Here is a 19270-nt window from a genome sequence, read left to right as displayed (position 1 = left end):
CCGATTTTAACAGAATCTTGGCCCGCCCGGCCCGGCACGATGGCCTCCCCCGCGAGGGAGGAGGCCGTTGGCGCGTGTGGGGTCCAAACCGTCCGCATCATCACCCTCGCGGGGTTCAGGCGGACTTCTTGTTGTTCTTATCGTCGTCGACTTCGGTGAATTCCGCGTCGACGACGTCGTCCTTGGCCGCATCCTTCTTGGCGTCGGCCTCGGCCTGCTGCGTGTAAATGGCCTCGCCGAGCTTCATCGAAGCCTGGGCCAGCGTTTGGGTCTTGGCCTTGATCGCTTCGGCATCGTCGCCCTTCAGCGCTTCCTTGAGGTCGCTGACGGCATCCTCAATGGAGCGGCGCTCGGTCTCGGCGATCTTCGAACCGTGCTCGGCCAGCGCCTTCTCGGTCGAATGCACCAGTCCGTCCGCATCGTTCTTGGCCATGACGGCCTCGCGGCGCTTCTTGTCCGCCTCGGCATTGGCCTCGGCGTCCTTGACCATCTTCTCGATGTCGGCTTCCGACAGACCGCCGGAAGCCTGGATGCGAATCTGCTGCTCCTTGGAAGTCGCCTTGTCCTTGGCCGACACGTTGACGATGCCGTTGGCGTCGATATCGAAGGTCACTTCGATCTGCGGCATGCCGCGCGGGGCCGGCGGAATGCCCATCAGGTCGAACTGGCCGAGCATCTTGTTGTCGGCCGCCATTTCACGCTCGCCCTGGAAGACGCGTATCGTAACCGCGTTCTGGCTGTCCTCGGCGGTCGAGAACACCTGGCTCTTCTTGGTCGGGATCGTGGTGTTGCGGTCGATGATACGGGTGAACACGCCGCCCAGCGTCTCGATGCCCAGCGACAGCGGGGTCACGTCGAGCAGCAGCACGTCCTTGACGTCGCCCTGAAGCACGCCGGCCTGGATCGCGGCGCCGATCGCCACGACTTCATCCGGGTTGACGCCCTTGTGCGGCTCCTTGCCGAACAGCTGCTTCACGACTTCCTGGACCTTCGGCATGCGCGACATGCCACCGACCAGCACCACTTCGCCGATCTCGGCGGCGGTGAGGCCGGCATCCTTCAGCGCCTTGCGGCAGGGCTCGACGGTCTTCTGGACGAGGTCGTCAACCAGCGCTTCGAACTTGGCGCGGGTGAGCCTCATCGTCAGATGCTTCGGGCCGGTCTGGTCCGCGGTGATGAAGGGCAGGTTGATCTCGGTCTGCGTCGTCGACGACAGCTCGATCTTGGCCTTTTCAGCGGCTTCCTTCAGGCGCTGCAACGCGAGCTTGTCGTTGCGCAGGTTGATGCCCTGCTCCTTCTGGAACTCGTCAGCGAGATAGCCGACCAGGCGCATGTCGAAGTCTTCGCCGCCGAGGAAGGTGTCGCCGTTGGTCGACTTCACCTCGAACACGCCGTCGCCGATTTCGAGAATCGAGACGTCGAACGTGCCGCCGCCGAGGTCGTACACGGCGATCGTACCGGCCTTGGTCTTGTCCAGACCATAAGCGAGCGCAGCCGCGGTCGGCTCGTTGATGATGCGCAGCACTTCAAGGCCCGCGATCTTGCCGGCGTCCTTGGTCGCCTGGCGCTGGGCGTCGTTGAAGTAGGCGGGAACGGTGATGACGGCCTGGTCGACCTTCTGGCCGAGATGAGCTTCCGCGGTCTCCTTCATCTTCTGCAAGATGAAGGCAGAGACCTGCGAGGGCGAGTAGGTCTGGCCGTCGGCCTCGACCCAGGCGTCGCCGTTGGAAGCCTTCACGATCTTGTACGGAACGAGCTTCTTGTCCTTCTCGACCATCGGGTCGTCGTAGCGGCGGCCAATCAGGCGCTTCACTGCGAAGAAGGTGCGCTCGGGATTGGTGACGGCCTGGCGCTTGGCAGGCTGGCCGACGAGGCGCTCACCGTCGTCGGTCACGGCGACGATCGAAGGCGTCGTGCGCATGCCTTCGGAATTCTCGATGACTTTGGCGTTCTTGCCATCCATTACGGCGACGCACGAATTCGTGGTACCGAGGTCGATCCCGATGACCTTTCCCATGGTCCTGATATCCTTGTTTTTGCGGCAGGCTGGCTGGGCCCAGAAGGCACCCGAACCGAAACCCCCTAAGATCAAACATTCGCGATATTGCGATGGTTGACGCTCATATAGGAGGGGGGGAGGGGCCCGCAAGGAGAGAACGCAAGTTTCGGCCGTGAAAACATCGGGTTTGGGAGCATCATATCCGGGCTGAACCGCCCTTGCGGGTGAGGAATTATTAACAGGTTCAGATATCAGTCAGCCCCCGCCACCATGAACCGCGCGCCCTGTTACCGGCGAGGCAAACCCGCTAAAAGGCGGGTGCCGGAGAGCCGCCATCGAGGCTGCGCCGCGCGACAAAGCGGCCCGGTGGCCGACCATCGAACGGCCTCAATGTGAACCAATCAGAGTGCCCATGAAGCTGACCCGCCCCCTCGCTGCGCTCGCCCTCCTCGTCGCCTCCGCACTTCCGGCTCTGGCTGCCGACGCCGTTTTCCCGCCTGGCTTGCGCCTCGGCATGGTGCCGTTGGTCGGCCTCAGCACGGCCAAGACGTTTCCGGGCTTCCAGAGCGAGGACGGCAACGTCAAGGTGCTGATCACCGAGCTGCCGCCGGCGGCTTATGGCGAGGTCGTGAGCGCCTTCAATTCCAATCCGGCCGGAACCAACGGCGTCAAGCAGGATAAGATCGAGACGCCTGCGGGCCTGGCCTATTTCACCACCGAGAGCGGCAAGGCCGGCGAAACCCCCGTGAGGCGCTATTCGATGATCGTGCCGGGCGCCGGCTTCTCCGGCTATGTCGCGGTGCAGATTCCGGAGAATGCGATCAAGATCTACACCGACGAGGCGGTGCGGCAGATGTTTGCGAGCGTCGCCACCCGCAAGCAGGTCTCGGCCGACGAGCAGCTCGCGCTGATGCCGTTCAAGATCACCGATCTCGCCGAATTCAAGGACGTCCGCACGCTGGCGCCGGGCTCGAGCATCATCCTGGCCGACGGCGACGAGGGCACAGGCTATGAATCGAAGCCGTTCATGATCCTTGGCGTGATCGGCGCCACCCCGCAGCAGGCCGATGACCGCGCCCGCTTCGCCCAGGAGGCGGCGCTGCAGATTCCTGGCGTGCGCGAGTCGCGCGTCACCATGTCCGAGCCGCTTCGCATCAACGGCCAGCAGGGTTTCGAGACCCGGATCGACGGTGTCAGCGGCAAGGACAAGACGGCGGTGACCGTGGTGCAGTGGATCCGCTTCAGCAGCGCTGGCGCTTCGCTGCGCATCATCGCCAGCGCCCCGCGCGACCAGTGGCCGGCCGCCTTCACCCGCTTCCGCGCGGTACGCGACGGCATCCAGCCGAAGGGCTGAAAGGCCTATGCGCTGACCACATCCGGCTGCATTTTCGGGCTTCTGTTCGTACACGAGCGGAACTAGGCTCTCCTCCGTTCAATCTGGAGGGAGGCGGACCATGCTGGATCGGCGACACATCTTGACGGCGCTTGCAACGACGGCGCTCGCGACCCTCGTGCCAAGCGCGCTCTTAGCAGCGGCATCGATCAAGCCGGACGATGCATCCGCGCTGCTCGTGATCGACGTGCAGAACTGCTTCCTGCCCGGCGGCAGCCTCGCCGTAAAGGAAGGCGAGCAGGTGGTGCCGGTCATCAACAAGATGGCCAAAGCGTTTTCGAACGTGGTGATGACACAGGACTGGCACACGCAAGGCCATGTTTCGTTTGCGTCGGCACACTCCGGCAAGAAGCCGTTCGAGACTGTCGATCTTCCCTACGGCAAGCAGGTGCTGTGGCCGGACCATTGCGTGCAGGGCACCGATGGCGCCGCGCTATCGAAGGACCTTGCGATCCCGCACGCCGAACTCATCATCCGCAAGGGTTTTCACAAGGACGTCGACAGCTATTCGGCCTTCCTCGAAGCCGACGGCAAGACCTCGACCGGCCTTGCCGGCTATCTGAAAGCGCGCAAGATCAAGCGCCTCTTCGTCGCGGGGCTGGCGACGGATTTCTGCGTCGCCTGGACCGCGCTCGACGCCCGCAAGGCGGGCTTCGAGGTCTATGTGGTGGAAGACGCCTGCCGCGGCATCGACAATCAGGGTTCGCTCGCAAAAGCCTGGGCCGACATGGCCAAGGCCGGCGTGAAGCGGATTCAGTCTGCGGATATCGCGGCGAGCGCGTAGGCGACGCTAGGAGCTGCAAGACCCTCATCCCGAGGAGCGCGCTTCTCCGCGCGCGTCTCCTCAACCATGGGGATTGAGAGCTACACCGGCTCGTTGCTGTTGGCGGCGGGCGCGGCCTTCGCGCCGCCCTTGGCGACACCGACCAAAGCGGGGCGCAGCACGCGCTCGCCGATGGTATAGCCGGCCTGCATCACCTGCACGACGGTGCCCGCGGGCACCGACGCATCGGGAACCTCAAACATCGCCTGCTGGAAGTTCGGGTCGAACTTCTGCCCCGAGGGGTCGAACTTCTTCACGCCGTGTTTTTCCAGCGCGTTGAGCAGCGAGCGCTCGGTCAGCTCGACGCCCTCGATCAGCGAAGCCAGGCCGGGATCGGCCGCCGCACGGGCATCGGCCGGAACGGCATCGAGCGCGCGCTGGAGGTTGTCGGCGATATCGAGCACGTCACGGGCAAAGCCGGTGACGCCGTAGAGCTTGGAGTCAGCGACCTCCTTGGCGGTGCGCTTGCGCAAATTTTCCATCTCGGCCAGCGTCCGCAGCATGCGGTCGCGCGCCTCGGCGGCTTCCTTCTGCAAAAGCTCGACCGAGCCGGGCTCGGGATCGTCCGGCATGATGTAGGGTTTTGACACCACGGGCTCGGGCGTCGCAGCGGCCGCGTCTTCGGGTTGCCGGTCTCGATCGGTCATCGGCTCTCTTCTCAAACGTCTCAGGGATTTTCTCGCCCGGATATCGTGCTTCGGGCGGCGAAAATCAAGCGCCCGTGATCGGCCCAGGCGCCGGTCAGCCCCCCAGGAGGCGGCTGACGATGCGGGCGGCGTAGTCCACGGTCGGGATCACACGGGCATAATTCAGCCGTGTCGGCCCGATTACGCCCAGAACGCCGACAATATGGCCGGCGGCATCCCGATAGGGCGAGATGATGGTGGAAGAGCCCGACAGCGAGAACAGCTTGTTCTCACTGCCGATGAAGATCCGCACGCCTTCCGCGGTCTCGGCCCGGCCGAGCAGGTCGATCACGCCGCGCTTGGTTTCGAGATCGTCGAACAGCAGGCGAACGCGCTCCAGATCCTCCAGCGCATGCAAATCTTCGAGCAAATTGGCGTGGCCGCGGACGATGAGCTGGCGGTCCTCGCTCTCGCCGCCGGACCAGCTGGCGATACCGGCGGAAATCACCTTTTGCGTGAGCTGATCGAGCTCGGCGCGGGCCTCTCCGAGTGCGGTCTCGAGCTCGAGCCGCGCCTCGGCCAGGGTCCGGCCGCGGATCCGCGCGTTGAGGAAATTGCCGGCCTCGGTGAGTGCCGAGGAGGGAACCCCGAGCGGCAGCACCAGCACGCGGTTTTCAACCTGGCCATCCTCGCCGACCAGGATCACCAGCGCCTTCTCCGGTTCCAGGCGGACGAATTCGATGTGTTTGAGCCGCGCATTGGATTTTGGCGTCAGCACCACCGCGGCGGCGCGCGTGAGGCCGGAGAGCCGCGTCAGCGCCTCCTCCAGCGCGGCCTCGACTGATTGCGCCTGCCCGACGGAGGTGAGCTGGCTCTGGATCGCCTGCCGCTCGGCCTCGGTGAGGTCGCCGACCTGCATCAGGGCATCGACGAAGAAGCGCAGGCCGAGTTCCGTCGGCAGCCGGCCGGCGGAGGTATGCGGGGCATAGATCAGGCCGAGCTGTTCCAGATCGGCCATGACGTTGCGGACCGAGGCCGGCGACAGCGGCATGGCGATCAGGCGCGAAATATTGCGCGAGCCCACCGGCTCCCCGGTCGCGAGATAGCTTTCGACAATTTGACGAAAGATGTCGCGGGAACGCTCGTTGAGCTGGGCGAGACCCGCGCGCGGCGCGATCAGATGGATCGGATCGTGATGGGCCACAGACGGTAACTCCTCTCGGATGCACGTAATTTGTCTATCCCGGGCGCTTCTGACAAGCGTGGCGTTCGCGGATCGAAAATCGGGGGTGAAGCGGATCGAAAATCGGGGGTGAATAAGGTCTCGATCTTCCCCCTTGCCGCCCACCCTCGCCCCACCTACAAGCACCGCGAACAGCCCTTTTTCGAGAGTTTTGGAGGATTTCCCATGCGGCCAAGCCGCCGTGCGCCCGACGAATTGCGCCCCGTGACGCTGGAGCGCGGCGTGGTCAAATATGCGGAAGGCTCGTGCCTGGTAAAATTCGGCGACACCCATGTGCTGGTCACCGCCACGCTGGAAGACCGTCTGCCACCATGGCTGAAGGGCCAGGGCCGCGGCTGGGTCACCGCCGAATACGGCATGCTGCCGCGCGCGACCTCGGAACGCACCCGCCGCGAGGCCTCCGCTGGAAAGCAGAGCGGCCGCACCGTGGAAATTCAGCGCCTGATCGGCCGTGCGCTTCGCACCATCATCAATCTCGAAGCGCTGGGTGAGCGCCAGATCACGGTCGATTGCGACGTGCTCCAGGCCGATGGCGGCACCCGCACGGCCTCGATCACCGGTGCCTGGGTCGCGCTTGCCGATTGCGTCAACTGGATGAAGGCGCGCAACATGGTCAAGGCCAACGTGTTGCGCGACAACGTCGCCGCGATCTCCTGCGGCATCTACAAAGGCACGCCCGTGCTCGACCTCGACTATGCCGAGGATTCGGAAGCCGACACCGACGCCAATTTCGTCATGACGGGCGATGGCCGCATCATCGAAGTCCAGGGCACTGCGGAACGCGAGCCGTTCACGGAAGCCGAGTTGCTGGCGCTGATGGCGCTGGCGCGCAAGGGCGTCGCGCGTCTCGTGGACTTGCAGAAACTAGCGGTAGCGTAGTCAATAAGCCGATGCATCGCCGAATCACCGGAAAGCTCGTCATCGCGACCCAGAATCCCGGCAAGCTCGCCGAGATGAAGGAGCTGCTCGCGCCTTACGGCATCGAGGCGGTGTCGGCCGGCGAGCTCGGCCTCCCTGAGCCGGAAGAAACCGGCAACGATTTCCGCAGCAATGCCGCGATCAAGGCGATCGCGGCAGCCCAAGCGACGAAGCTTCCGTCTTTCGCCGATGATTCCGGCATCGTGGTCGACGCGCTCGATGGCGCGCCGGGCATCTACTCAGCGCGCTGGGCCGGTCCGAGCAAGGATTTTGCCGCGGCGATGGCGCAGATCGAACGGCTGTTGCAGGAGCGCGGCGCGACCACGCCCGACAAGCGCAAGGCGCACTTCGTTTCCGCGCTCTGCGTCGCATGGCCCGACGATCATCTCGAAGAGGTCGAGGCGCGGGTCGACGGCACGCTGGTGTGGCCGCCGCGCGGCACCGCTGGCTTCGGCTACGACCCGATGTTCTTGCCCGACGGCCACGGCCGCACCTTCGGCGAGATGGAGAGCATCGAGAAGCACGGCCTGCCGCCGCTCGGTCTTGGTCTGTCGCATCGTGCCCGCGCCTTCGTGAAACTGGCGGAGATCTGCCTTGAACCGCGCTAAGGAAGCCTTCGGCGTCTACGTGCACTGGCCGTTCTGCCTGTCCAAGTGCCCCTATTGCGACTTCAACAGCCATGTCCGCCACGTTGCGATCGACGAAGCGCGTTTTGCGGCAGCATTCGCCCGCGAGATCGAAACGACCGCGCAACGTTCGCCCGGTCGCGAAGTCACCTCGATCTTTCTCGGCGGCGGCACGCCATCGCTGATGCAGCCTGCGACCGTCGGCGCTGTGCTCGACGCCATCGGCAAGCACTGGGCTGTGGCGAAAGACGTCGAAGTCACGCTGGAGGCAAACCCGACCAGCGTCGAAGCCACGCGCTTTGCCGGTTATCGTGCCGCCGGCGTCAACCGCGTCTCGCTCGGCGTGCAGGCGCTCGACGATGCCTCGCTTAAATCGCTCGGCCGCATGCACAGCGCGCGCGAGGCACTCGATGCCGTCGCCATCGCGCGCCGCTCGTTCGATCGTTATTCGTTCGACCTGATCTACGCCCGTCCCGACCAGACGCCGGCGATGTGGGCCGACGAACTGCGTCTCGCGATCGATGAAGCGGCCGAGCACCTGTCGCTCTATCAATTGACGATCGAAGAAGGCACGCCGTTCTTTGGCCTGCATCAGGCCGGCAAGCTGAAGACGCCGGATGAAGCGATCGCACGCGCGCTCTACGACGTCACGCAGGAGACCTGCGACAAGCTCGGCCTGCCCGCCTACGAGATCTCAAATCATGCGCGGCCGGGCGCCGAGTGCCGGCACAATCTGGTCTACTGGCGCGGCGAGGAATATGCCGGCGTCGGCCCCGGCGCTCATGGCCGGCTCGACATCGACGGTATCAGGCACGCCACCGCCACCGAGAAGCGCCCCGAAGCCTGGCTGATGCGGGTCGAGACCAACGGCCACGGCATTGTCACCGACGATCTCCTCAACAGCGAAGAGCGCTCCGACGAATTCCTGCTGATGGGATTGCGCCTTGCAGAAGGCATCGACCCCGAGCGCTACAGGGCTCTCTCCGGCCGCTCGCTCGATCCCAAGCGCATCTCGCTGCTGCGCGAAGAAGGCGCGATCACGGTGGATGCAACGGGGCGTCTGCGCGTCACCAGCAGCGGATTCCCGGTGCTGGACGCGGTGGTTGCGGATCTGGCGGCGTAGTGAGTTCTCGTAAGGTGGATTACGCCTCGGCTAACCTACCAACTTCGTCCAGCGTGCGCGGAAGTATGGTCGGTTAGGCCTTCGGTTGGGGTTATGTCGCGCGGTGGCTTGTGCGGCTTCGGCTCCATCTTGAGGATCCGCTTCAAGACCTCGTCCCGAGACGGATTGTCCTGATTCCCTGCTTCTTATCCGTCAAGGTACGGCCTCCCCTTGGGGAAAAGCGGGACGGACACAGGAATCCTTGCCATTAGCGTGGACTCCGGAACAGCGACGCCCCACCATTGACCCTGCGATTCGGATCCATCCGATTCACAACGTGCAGGGGAGCCGGTCTTCCGCCAAGTCGACCCGGCTCTCCCCACTGGCGATCCCTGACCTAGGGGACCATCTGATCAAAGGCCGTCCGGTTTCCACCCCGGGCGGTCTTTGTGTTTTCAGCAGGGGCTCGAATCACGGGCTTCAGCCTGACTGAAATCACGTACACACTACGCACAGTAGGATTCCTCCTACAAGACGCATGAGGACACACAGTCCTCAAACAACGGGGACAAAACTAACGCGCCGGCCTGTCACGCGGTTCAAAAATACCGCACGCAAACCTGGTACGTTACGCCCCAAAACTCTTCGGCGAGCCCGCGACGGCCACGCCGCCGCCGGTCGTCACCTTCATCACCGCAAGCCCGCGCTCGTTCGTCCCATCGGCGCGGAAGCGGAACAGGCCGTCGATGCCGGCAAAGCCGGAGGGATTGGTGAGCACGTCCGACGAGAAGCGCGTCGTGCCTTGCGTGCGCGCCAGCGCGGCGACGAGGGCGACCGCGTCATAGGCGAGCGTTGCGGTACGCACCGGCTCGGCGCCGTATTTGGTGCGATAGCGGCCAGAGAAGGCGCGGAAGCCGGCCGGGTCCGGCGCGGCGTAGAGGCCGCCTTGCAAGCTTGGGCTGGCATAGACGCGCGGACCGTCCCACAGGCCGGTGCCGAGCAGCTGGATATTGCGCAGATTTGCACCCGCCGCGGTCATCGCATCGGCGACTGCGACGACGGCGTCGCCGTCATCGGCGATGAACAACGCATCGGCGCTGCCGAGTTGCTGCGCCACGGTCCGGGCCGGCGTCGCGCGATCGGCGCCGTATTTCTCGAACGCGACGATGCGCCCGCCGCGGCGCGGCACTGCCGCCTTCACCGCGGCCTCGACCACATTGCCATAGGCATTGTCTGGCACGAGTACGGCGACGGCGCGCTTTCCGATGCCGGCAGAATATTCGACGATGCGGTTGACGTCGGATTCCGGCAGGAAACTCAGCAGATAAACGCCGCGGCCGGCGATGCTGGAGTCGGTCGAGAACGCGATCACCGAGATGCCGCGCGTGCGCGCGATCTGGGCCACCGCAGGCACGGACTGCGCGAACAGCGGTCCCAGGATGATCTCGGCGCCCTCGTCGACCGCCTGCTGCGCGCTCGCCTGCGCGCCCTGCGGGCTGCCATTGTCGTCCTTGATCAGGAGCTGGATGTTGGGATTCTGGAACTCGGCCAGCGCCATCTCGGCGGCGTTGCGCATCGACTGCGCGGCAAGACCCGCATTGCCGGCCGCCGAGAGCGGCAGGATCACGGCGACCTTCACCCCGCCGGTGCCGGCGGTCGTTGCCTGTTGCGGCGGGCCTGCCGGCTGGGCAGGAGGCGGGGAGGAACTGCTGAACGGACTGGAGAACTGGCTCAGGCTCTGCTGGACGCCGGCGCAGGCCGACAGCAGCGGCGTGCCGAGCAACAGGCCGAGCGCGCTCCGCCGGGTCGCCCCTGATATCAGGGGCCCCTGAACGGGAGACTCCTCCGAAAAGGAAGATCTGGGATCACGCGGGCCCGTCATAGCAGCTTCTCTTCTGACCGACCGTCGCCAGCCGGTCACGACATTGTTTCCACGACACAAGCCGTGGATTCAGGCATATTGTCGGCAAATAGTTAACTCAAACAAAAGGATAATGACCGCTTAACGCGGCTCAACCTTAAAGTCCTGGCTAGCTGTCCACCACCGCCACCCAGCATCAAGGCGGCGTTTCCGCCGTGAATATGGCGCTGACGCTTCATTCCCTCTGGAATGTGATGCCGGATGGATCACATTCCAGTCCTTCCTCGCCCCTCACCCAAGCGATCTTTTTCCGAGGACTGGTTCCCAGCCCCGGGGATCATGCCTAAGTTCGATTCATTATGCGCGCAAAGCCATCCCCGATAAATACACCTGAGACTGCGGATCCCGCCTCGCGCGGTTTCTCCATCGACGCCCATCGTCTTGCTGCGCCGAAGGCCGCGCCGGGCCTGCATTTGGTTGCGACCCCCATCGGCAATCTCGGCGACATCACGCTGCGGGCGCTGCAGACCCTCGCCGGGGTCGATGTCATCGCCTGCGAGGACACCCGCATCACGCGGCGTCTGACCGAGCGCTACGCCATTGCGGCGCAGCTCAAGCAATATCACGAGCACAACGCCGAAGCGGCCCGTCCAAGAATCCTGGAGGCGCTGGGGCAGGGCGGCTCCATCGCGCTGGTGTCGGACGCCGGCACGCCGCTGATCTCGGATCCCGGCTTCAAGCTGGTGCGGGAGGTCTGCGCCGCCGGCCACGCGGTCTACGCGCTGCCCGGCCCGTCCTCGGTGCTGGCGGCGCTGTCGGTCGCCGCGCTGCCGACCGACCGCTTCTTCTTCGAGGGCTTCTTGCCGTCGAAATCGGCCGCGCGACGATCGCGCCTGGCCGAACTCGCGCGCATCGATGCGACGCTGGTGATGTTCGACTCCGGCAACCGCGTGCAGGATACGCTCGCGGAGCTCGCCGAGATCATGGGGACCCGCGAAGCCGCGATCTGCCGCGAGCTGACCAAACTGCACGAGGAGATTTCGCGCGCGACGCTGCAGGAGCTGGCGCACGACGCCGACACGCTGGAGACGCGCGGCGAATTCGTGCTGGTGATCGCTCCGCCTGCGCCGGATGCCGAGATGCTGACATCGGATGCGCTCGACGACGTCCTGCGCGAGCAGCTTGCCGCGTACAGCGTCAAGGATGCGGTGGCGCACGCGGTCGCGCTCTCGGGCCGGCCGCGCCGCGAGGTTTATGCCCGCGCGCTCGCGCTTGCCAAAGACCTGCGGGGCGGCGATGGCGAAGAATGAGGTCCCGGCGGAACCGAAGGTCGCCTCGCCCGAGCGCGTCGCCGCGTTCCGCACCGGCATCTCCGCGGAAAGCCGTGCCGCAGCCTATCTCATGGCCAAGGGCTACCGCATCCTCGCCAAACGCTACCGCACACCGCATGGCGAGATCGACATCGTGGCGCGCCGCCGCGATTTGATCGCCTTCGTCGAGGTCAAGGCGCGCGCGACGCTGGACGACGCCGCCTTCGCCGTGACGCCGCGCCAGCAGCAGCGCATCATCAATGCCGCGCAAGGCTGGCTCGTCGCGCATCCCGAGCATGCGGAATTTGAAATGCGATTCGACGCCATGCTGATTGCGCCGCGGTCACTTCCACGCCATGTGTTGGCGGCATTCGACGCCTCGACCTGAAAGGCAGAACATGAAACTGAACGTCGCCGTCCAGATGGATCCCATCGCCCGCATCAACATCAAGGGCGATTCCACCTTTGCGCTGCTGCTGGAGGCGCAGAAGCGCGGCCACGGCCTGTCCTATTACACGCCCGACAAGCTCTCGATGGTCGGCGAGGAGATCGTCGCTCCCGTCCAGCTGCTCACCGTGCGCGACGAGCCCGGCAATCACTTCACCCTGGGCGAGCCCCGGCGCGAGGCGCTCAACGGCTTTGACGTGGTGCTGCTGCGCCAGGACCCGCCGTTCGACCTCGCCTACATCACCTCGACCCACCTTCTCGAACGCATCCATCCGAAGACACTCGTCGTCAACGATCCCGCCTCGGTGCGCAATGCGCCAGAAAAGCTGCTCGTGATGAACTTTCCGCAGCTGATGCCGCCGACGCTGATCTCGCGCGACCTGGACGAGATCAACGCTTTTCGCGACAAGAACGGCGCCGTCGTCATGAAGCCGCTGCACGGCCACGGCGGCGCGGCGGTATTCCGCGTGATGCCCCAGGACATGAATTTCGGGTCGCTGTTCGACATGTTCTCGGTGACCTTCAGGGAGCCCTGGGTGATCCAGCAGTTCATCCCCGAGGTGAAGCACGGCGACAAGCGCATCATCCTGATCAACGGCGAGTTCGCCGGCGCGGTGAACCGCGTCCCGGCCGCAGACGACCTCCGCTCCAACATGGTGCGCGGCGGCGCAGCGCAGGAGACCGAGCTCACGCCGCGCGAGCGCGAGATCTGCGCCACCGTCGGCCCGGCGCTACGCGAGCGCGGGCTGTTGTTCGTCGGCATCGACGTCATCAACGGCAACCTCACCGAGATCAACGTGACATCGCCAACCGGCATTCGCGCGATTGCAAATCTCGGCGGCCCTGACGTTGCGACAAAACTCTGGGACGTCATCGAGCAGAAGCGGGCGAAGTAGGCACCGGTGCGTAGCCCGGAGTGAAGAAAAATCCGGGCTACGCACCGCGCACGCTGCTCCGCGCGCACATCACTAACCACCCATTCACCATGACGCCGCGCGCATCATTCGAACGCGTGGGCCGCTGCGTGAAACTACGGAGCCGGTGGCCGACCGACTAACGCGACGTTCACCATCTGCCGAAAGACCGCAGCGCCGCCCGCGCTCACATTCGGCCTCGCAACACCCCTTATACTTTTACTGCCTACTCATCGACGTCGGGGAACCCGCCAGGTGCGGTTCGAGTGCCCCGCGTAAGAGTAGAGGCGTATGAACACCGCACGCATTGTCGTTCTCGTCATCGCGCTGGGCGCCGGCGGCGTCGCTGCGTATCTGGCGAGCGGCTATGAGAACAGGCCCGCGCCCGCTCTCCCCGTCGCCGAGAAGCTGCCGACGGTCGAGGTCCTGGTCGCCAAGAACGACATCCAGCTCGGCCAGGCCGTGAAGCCCGATGACCTGCAATGGCAGGTCTGGCCGGCGGTGACCGCGAGCAGCGCCTTCATCCGCCGCGACAACAGGCCCGAGGCGCAGACCCAGATCGCAGGTTCGATCGCGCGCGTGCCGTTGATGCAAGGCGAGCCGATCCGCGAGCAGAAGCTGGTCAAGGCCGAGGGCTCCGGCTTCATGGCCGCGATCCTGCCGTCGGGCATGCGCGCCGTCTCCACCGAACTCTCAGCCGAGACCGGCGCCGGCGGCTTCATCCTGCCGAATGACCGCGTCGACGTCGTGCTGACCCGCCGCCTGAAGAATCCCGACGGCGCGAACAACAGCAACGGCCCGACCGGCGGTAACGACCTCGTCCTGTCCGAGGTCATCCTGACCAATATCCGCGTGCTCGCGATCGACCAGGCGCCGAAAGAAAAGGACGGCCAGAACGCCGTCGTCGGCAAGACCGTCACGCTCGAGCTCAGGCCCGACCAGGTCGCCACGCTATCGGCCGCGCGTCAGAGCGGCACGCTGTCGCTCGCGCTGCGCAGCATCGTCGATGCCAACTCGGTCGACGGCACGCCCGAGGACCAGGCGATCAAGCGTCCCGGCGGGATCAACGTCATTCGCTACGGCGTGCAGGCGCGGCAACTGACGTCACAGAAGTGATGGGGACATGATGAACTACGGGGATGATCGGACCGGCATGCGCATTCGGGGGAATCGTGCGCGCTCGTTCTGGACGGGGACGATGCTGATCCTGGGGCTCTTCGCAGCCCCCGATATCGTCAGCGCCGCAGATGCGCCGGTCGGCGACCAGGCGCCGATGCAGGCACCGGATCTCGATGTAGCATCGGTCGCGACGATCGCGCCGGCGAGGACGCGCTTCCTGTCGCTCGGCGTCGGCAAATCCGCCGTCATCGACCTGCCGCGCGAGGTCAAGGACGTGCTGGTGGCCGACCCCAAGATCGCCAATGCGGTGATCCGCTCGGCCCAACGCGCCTATATCATCGGCGCACAGGTCGGCCAGACCAACGTCGTGTTCTTCGGCGCCGACGGCCAGCAGGTCGCCGCCTATGACATCGCGGTGAAGCGCGACCTCAACGGCATGCGTGCGGCGCTGCGTCAGTCGCTGCCGGGCGTGCAGATCGAAGGCGTCGGCGACAGCGTGATGCTGACCGGCTCGGTGTCGAGCCCGGTCGAGGCCCAGCAGGCCGGCGACGTCGCCGCGAAGCTGGTCGGCAACTCTGAGAAGGTCGTCAACAACATCGTCGTGCGCGGCCGCGACCAGGTGATGCTCAAGGTCGTCGTCGGCGAAGTGCGCCGCGATATCGTCAAGCAGCTGGGCGTCGATCTCAGCGCCAGCCTGAACGCCGGCACCGCGGTCGTCAACTTCAACAATTCCAACCCGTTCTCGGTCAGCGGCGGACCGATCGTCAGCAACAACGGATTAGGCGTAGCCGGTCTCACCAAGGGCGTCGCGACCGTCAGCGCCACGATGCGGGCGATGGAAAGCGCCGGTGTCATGCGCACGCTCGCCGAGCCGAGCCTGACCGCGATCTCCGGCGAATCCGCCACCTTCATCGCCGGCGGCGAATTCCCGATTCCGTCGGGCTATGCCTGCGATCCGGTCACCCACGTCTGTACCACCCAGATCACCTACAAGAAGTTCGGCATCTCCCTGAACTTCACCCCGGTCGTGCTCAGCGAGGGCCGAATCAGCCTGCGCGTGATGACTGAGGTGTCCGAGCTGTCGAGCCAGAGCGCCATCACGGTCACCCAGGCGCTGTCCTCCTCCTCGACCAACTCGATCACCATCCCCTCGATCCAGACCCGCCGCGCCGAAACGACGCTGGAAATTCCCTCGGGCGGCTCGATGGCGATGGCCGGCCTGATCCAGCAGCAGACCAAACAGGCGATCAACGGCCTGCCCGGCGTCGACCAGGTGCCGATCCTCGGCGCGCTGTTCCGCAGCCAGGACTTCGTCAACAACGAGACCGAGCTGATGGTGATCGTGACGCCCTATGTGGTGCGCGCGGTGGCCCAGAAGGAATTGTCGCGGCCCGACGACGGCTTCGCGCCGGCGTCTGACGCCCAGACGGCGCTGCTCGGCCGCATGAACCGCCTCTATGGCATCGCGCGCCGCGTCGATCCGATGGCGGGCACGCCCGACGATTTCGGTTTCATCATCGACTGATGACGAACGGACGGCTTGGGGAACGAGGCGAGGGACGGGCAAGAGGGGATGAAGCGATGACGAAAACCATGGCCGATCGACGTCGCAAATTGAGCGTCGCGCTGGCACTGACGGGACTCTCCGTCATGCTGGGCGCCTGCAACACCACCGGCGAGACCGTCACCCAGACGGTGCCGACCGACTATCGCCAGCGTCACCCGATCGCGGTGCAGGAAGCCAAGAAGTCGATCGTGATCTTCGTCGGCAAGGCTCGCGGCGGCCTCTCGGCCGCACAGCGCTCGGACGTCTCCGGCGTTGCCCGGGACTGGGGCCGCGAAGGCACGGGCTCGGTTGTCGTCGACGTCCCCGTCGACGCCGCGAATTCGCGCGCGGCGGCAGCGACCTATCACGAAATTCGCTCCGTGCTCGCATCCGGCGGCGTACCCGCGCGTGCGATCGTCCAGCATCCTTATCGGCCCGAGGATCCCGGACTGCTGCCCACCATCCGCCTGAGCTATTCCCGGATCGCCGCGGTCGCCGGCCCCTGCGGGCTGTGGCCCGAAGACGTTGGCCCCAGCATCCTCGATCCCGGCTACAACGAGAACCGGCCCTACTTCAATCTGGGCTGCGCCACACAGCGCAATCTCGCGGCGATGATCGACAATCCGGCCGACCTCGAGCAGCCGCGGTCCGAGACGCCGGTCTATACCGCACGGCGCGACATCGCCTTCGAGCGCTATCGCAAGGGCACGCCGATCGCGACCGCCAATCCAGAGGCCGACAAGGCCAAACTCAGCGACACAGGCAGATGACAAGCGTCCACGACGAAGAAGCGGACGATCCGCAGCATCCCGAGGAACACATTGCGCCGGTTCCTCGCATCTCCGTGCAGGCCTTTTGCGAGACCGCGCAGACGCTCGCCGCGATGACCGCGGCCGGGCAGGATCGCCGTCTTGCCAAGGCACATCTCACCGCCAAGGACGGTGGCCTCGCCGCGGCCATCGAAGTCTATGAAACGATGCCGACGCCGAACGTCATCGTGATCGAATCCGACGGCACGCGTGACATCCTCGAAGGGCTCGACGACCTCGCCGGCGTCTGCGATCCCGGCACCCGTGTGGTCGTGATCGGCAATCCCAACGACACCGCGCCCTATCGCGAGCTGGTCCGCCGCGGCGTCAACGACTATGTGGTGGGACCGGTCGAAACGCTCGACGTCGTCCGCTCGATCTGCAGCCTGTTCTCGGCGTCCGAAACCATCATCACCGGCCGCGTCATCGCGGTGGTCGGCGCCAAGGGTGGCGTCGGCGCCTCCACCGTCGCGCACAATGTGGCCTGGACCATCGCCCGCGACCTCGCGCTCGACTCCGTCGTGATCGATCTCGACCTTGCCTTCGGCACCGCGGGTCTCGACTACAACCAGGACCCGATGCAGGGCATCGCCAACGCGGTGCTGTCGCAGGACCGGCCGGACACGGCGCTGATGGAGCGCCTGCTCGCCAAATGCACCGAGCGGCTCAGCCTGCTCGCCGCGCCCGTAACGCTCGACCGCGTCTACGATTTCGGCGCGGAGGCCTTCGACGCGGTGTTCGACACGCTGCGCATGACCACGCCCTGCATCGTGCTCGACGTTCCCCATCAATGGTCGGGCTGGACGCGGCGTGCGCTGGTCAACGCGGACGACATCGTGATCGTGGCCGAGCCCGATCTTGCGAACCTGCGCAACACCAAGAACATGCTGAACGTGTTGAAGGCGGCGCGGCCGAACGACCGGCCGCCGCTCTACTGCATCAACCAGGTCGGCATGCCGAAGCGGGCGGAGATCGAGGTCAAGGCATTCGCCAAGACCATGGAGAGCCAGCCGATCGCGGTGATCCCGTTCGATTCCAAGCTGTTCTCGACCGCGGCCAACAACGGCCAGATGATTGCGGAGGTCTCCAAAAGCCACCGCACCACAGAGCTGTTCCAGAACATGGCGAACCGCCTCGCCGGGCGCGGCGAGGTGAAGAAGCCGAAGCGCTCGCTGCTCGGACCGCTCCTGAAGAAGCTGAAGGGCAGGTCGGGGCGCGGGTCGGCCCCGCATCGCAAGGCGTCGTAAGCGCAAGCGCGCTTTCGCGCGAAGTGGATACCGGTTCGCGTCAAGCAAACGCGGCAAGACCAGGCAGTCGGCGGGTTACTTGTCCGCCCGCTGCTGCTTCTTCGCCAGCAACTGCCGCAGCGCTGTGACCTTTTCCGCCGCCTGATCCGGCGGCAGATCGGCCTTCACGATGGCTTCGGCTTCGGCCTGCTTTCCTTCCAGCCCTACCACCAGCGCGAGGTTGGCGCGCACGCGGGAATCGGCGGGGTTGCGCGAATTCGCGCGGCGCAGCGTTTCCTCGGCCCGCGGCAGATTGTTCTGGAGCATGTAGGACAGTCCGAGATTGGACAGCACCGACGGCTCTTCGGGCACGATCTTCAAGGCGGTGGCGTAATATTGCTGCGCCTCCTCGCTGCGCCCGAGTTGATCGAGCGCGGCGCCCTGCGCCGACAGGATGCGCCAGTCTGGATCTTCAGGCGAATGCGCGCGACCGAGGACGTCGAACGCCTGCTGGAAATTGCCGCTGTCGGCGAGCGCGCGGCCATAGCCGGCGAGCACCGCCTTGTTGGTGGAATGTGCGAGCACGGCCTGCTCCAGCACCGCAAGCGCCTGCGCGCGCTGGCCGGTCTGGCGCAGCGCCTTGCCGTATTCGAGTGCGACGTTGGGATCGCCAGGCTTGGCGCGATAGCGCTCACGCAGCGCGTCCATGTCCGGCTTCACGTCCGGCTTGGCGTCGAGCCTGCCGGCCGTTTCCGACTTTCCGCCGAGGGCGCCGGTGATGTCCTCGATGCCTGTGGTCTGACAGCCGCCGAGGGCCAGGATCAGAAGCGCGGAAAACAGAAATCTCGCCGGAGGAGAGGCAACGGACAAACGCTTGGACATACTCTGATCACTCGGCGACTGATCAGAGATGCTTACCGATTAACGCTAAAGTCCCGTTAAGGAAGCGCGCTTCTGTCTATTGTTTGAGCATGATCTTTTCGGAAAACCGCTTCACACTTTTCCGGATCATGCTCGCCTAGTCAGTGAATTCAGCGCCGAACTCGCAGCCGATGCGCCAGCGCAGGCGGCACTGGCGGGAATAGTCGGGCGCGAAGATGATGGTGAATTGCGGCGGCACCTCCAGAAACTCGGCCACCACTTTCACGCCGCCATCCGAAATATCCGTGATCGTGCAATCCCTCGGCAGCGAGCCCGAGCCAAAGTGAATCTTGGCGAGCCGAGTGCAGCCCCGACGTTCGCTTCTCCGGCGATTTGCAAGCATTTGAATTGTTCACCCGTTAGACCACGGCCCATCCCGCAGCCTTA

General features: G+C 65.3%; 18 protein-coding genes. 12 read left to right on the top strand and 6 right to left on the bottom strand.

Features of this window, described 5'->3' with window-relative positions; translation table 11 throughout:
- Positions 1-115 precede the first annotated feature (115 nt).
- Positions 116-2017, bottom strand: coding sequence for a molecular chaperone DnaK (gene dnaK, locus IVA74_RS37220; RefSeq protein WP_247352644.1), 1902 nt, complete (start codon positions 2015-2017; stop codon positions 116-118).
- Positions 2018-2411: 394 nt separating this feature from the next.
- Between dnaK and IVA74_RS37215 the strand changes: the two genes are divergently transcribed.
- Positions 2412-3353 carry a hypothetical protein gene (locus IVA74_RS37215; protein WP_247352642.1) on the top strand — a complete coding sequence of 314 codons (942 nt, stop codon included), beginning with the start codon at positions 2412-2414 and terminating at the stop codon, positions 3351-3353.
- Between the two features lie 100 nt (positions 3354-3453).
- Positions 3454-4176 carry a bifunctional nicotinamidase/pyrazinamidase gene (gene pncA, locus IVA74_RS37210; protein ID WP_247352640.1) on the top strand — a complete coding sequence of 241 codons (723 nt, stop codon included), beginning with the start codon at positions 3454-3456 and terminating at the stop codon, positions 4174-4176.
- Between the two features lie 80 nt (positions 4177-4256).
- Here pncA and grpE read toward each other — a convergent pair whose 3' ends face one another.
- The gene (gene grpE, locus IVA74_RS37205) at positions 4257-4862 is read right to left on the bottom strand and encodes a nucleotide exchange factor GrpE (protein WP_247352638.1); all 606 of its coding nucleotides are present in this window, start codon (positions 4860-4862) and stop codon (positions 4257-4259) included.
- Positions 4863-4956: 94 nt separating this feature from the next.
- Positions 4957-6045: a heat-inducible transcriptional repressor HrcA gene (gene hrcA / locus IVA74_RS37200; protein WP_247352636.1), complete on the bottom strand. Its 1089-nt coding sequence runs from the start codon at positions 6043-6045 to the stop codon at positions 4957-4959.
- 204 nt (positions 6046-6249) lie between these two features.
- Between hrcA and rph the strand changes: the two genes are divergently transcribed.
- The 3 genes from rph to hemW are packed head-to-tail and all read left to right on the top strand — an operon-like array spanning position 6250 to position 8751.
- Entirely contained in the window at positions 6250-6963 is a 714-nt protein-coding gene (rph, locus tag IVA74_RS37195; RefSeq protein WP_247352635.1) for a ribonuclease PH, read from the top strand.
- An 11-nt stretch (positions 6964-6974) separates the two neighbouring features.
- Positions 6975-7610, top strand: a complete 636-nt coding sequence (rdgB, locus tag IVA74_RS37190; RefSeq protein WP_247352633.1) for an RdgB/HAM1 family non-canonical purine NTP pyrophosphatase — start codon at positions 6975-6977, stop codon at positions 7608-7610.
- Positions 7597-8751: a radical SAM family heme chaperone HemW gene (hemW, locus tag IVA74_RS37185; protein WP_247352630.1), complete on the top strand. Its 1155-nt coding sequence runs from the start codon at positions 7597-7599 to the stop codon at positions 8749-8751. The genes rdgB and hemW overlap by 14 nt, the downstream gene beginning before the upstream one ends.
- A gap of 607 nt (positions 8752-9358) precedes the next feature.
- Here hemW and IVA74_RS37180 read toward each other — a convergent pair.
- Positions 9359-10612 (bottom strand): penicillin-binding protein activator, encoded by a 1254-nt coding sequence (locus IVA74_RS37180; RefSeq protein ID WP_247352629.1) that lies wholly within the window; start codon positions 10610-10612, stop codon positions 9359-9361.
- Between the two features lie 338 nt (positions 10613-10950).
- Here IVA74_RS37180 and rsmI point away from each other — a divergent pair, with 338 nt between their 5' ends.
- The 7 genes from rsmI (at position 10951) to IVA74_RS37145 (ending at position 17983) form a co-directional block, all read left to right on the top strand.
- Positions 10951-11901, top strand: a complete 951-nt coding sequence (gene rsmI, locus IVA74_RS37175) for a 16S rRNA (cytidine(1402)-2'-O)-methyltransferase (protein ID WP_247352628.1) — start codon at positions 10951-10953, stop codon at positions 11899-11901.
- Positions 11888-12289 (top strand): YraN family protein, encoded by a 402-nt coding sequence (locus IVA74_RS37170; protein ID WP_247352626.1) that lies wholly within the window; start codon positions 11888-11890, stop codon positions 12287-12289. The genes rsmI and IVA74_RS37170 overlap by 14 nt, the downstream gene beginning before the upstream one ends.
- Before the next feature lie 10 nt (positions 12290-12299).
- A complete protein-coding gene (gene gshB / locus IVA74_RS37165; RefSeq protein WP_247352625.1) occupies positions 12300-13244 on the top strand; it encodes a glutathione synthase in 945 nt (314 codons plus the stop codon).
- A gap of 309 nt (positions 13245-13553) precedes the next feature.
- A complete protein-coding gene (cpaB, locus tag IVA74_RS37160) occupies positions 13554-14378 on the top strand; it encodes a Flp pilus assembly protein CpaB (protein ID WP_247352623.1) in 825 nt (274 codons plus the stop codon).
- Between the two features lie 10 nt (positions 14379-14388).
- Complete coding sequence (locus tag IVA74_RS37155; protein ID WP_247352896.1) at positions 14389-15906, top strand: type II and III secretion system protein family protein; 1518 nt, start codon at positions 14389-14391, stop codon at positions 15904-15906.
- Positions 15907-15962: 56 nt separating this feature from the next.
- A complete protein-coding gene (locus tag IVA74_RS37150; protein ID WP_247352621.1) occupies positions 15963-16697 on the top strand; it encodes a CpaD family pilus assembly protein in 735 nt (244 codons plus the stop codon).
- Positions 16694-17983, top strand: a complete 1290-nt coding sequence (locus IVA74_RS37145; protein WP_247352619.1) for an AAA family ATPase — start codon at positions 16694-16696, stop codon at positions 17981-17983. The genes IVA74_RS37150 and IVA74_RS37145 overlap by 4 nt, the downstream gene beginning before the upstream one ends.
- A gap of 75 nt (positions 17984-18058) precedes the next feature.
- On the opposite strand, the gene IVA74_RS37140 is transcribed toward IVA74_RS37145, so the two are convergent.
- Positions 18059-18844: a tetratricopeptide repeat protein gene (locus IVA74_RS37140; protein ID WP_247352617.1), complete on the bottom strand. Its 786-nt coding sequence runs from the start codon at positions 18842-18844 to the stop codon at positions 18059-18061.
- Between the two features lie 136 nt (positions 18845-18980).
- Positions 18981-19226: a PilZ domain-containing protein gene (locus IVA74_RS37135; RefSeq protein WP_247352615.1), complete on the bottom strand. Its 246-nt coding sequence runs from the start codon at positions 19224-19226 to the stop codon at positions 18981-18983.
- Positions 19227-19270 lie beyond the last annotated feature (44 nt).

Source organism: Bradyrhizobium sp. 132, from assembly GCF_023074185.1.
Classification (GTDB): domain Bacteria; phylum Pseudomonadota; class Alphaproteobacteria; order Rhizobiales; family Xanthobacteraceae; genus Bradyrhizobium.
Note: the sequence above shows the minus strand (reverse complement) of the source record. Positions and strands in the feature narration are given on the sequence as shown.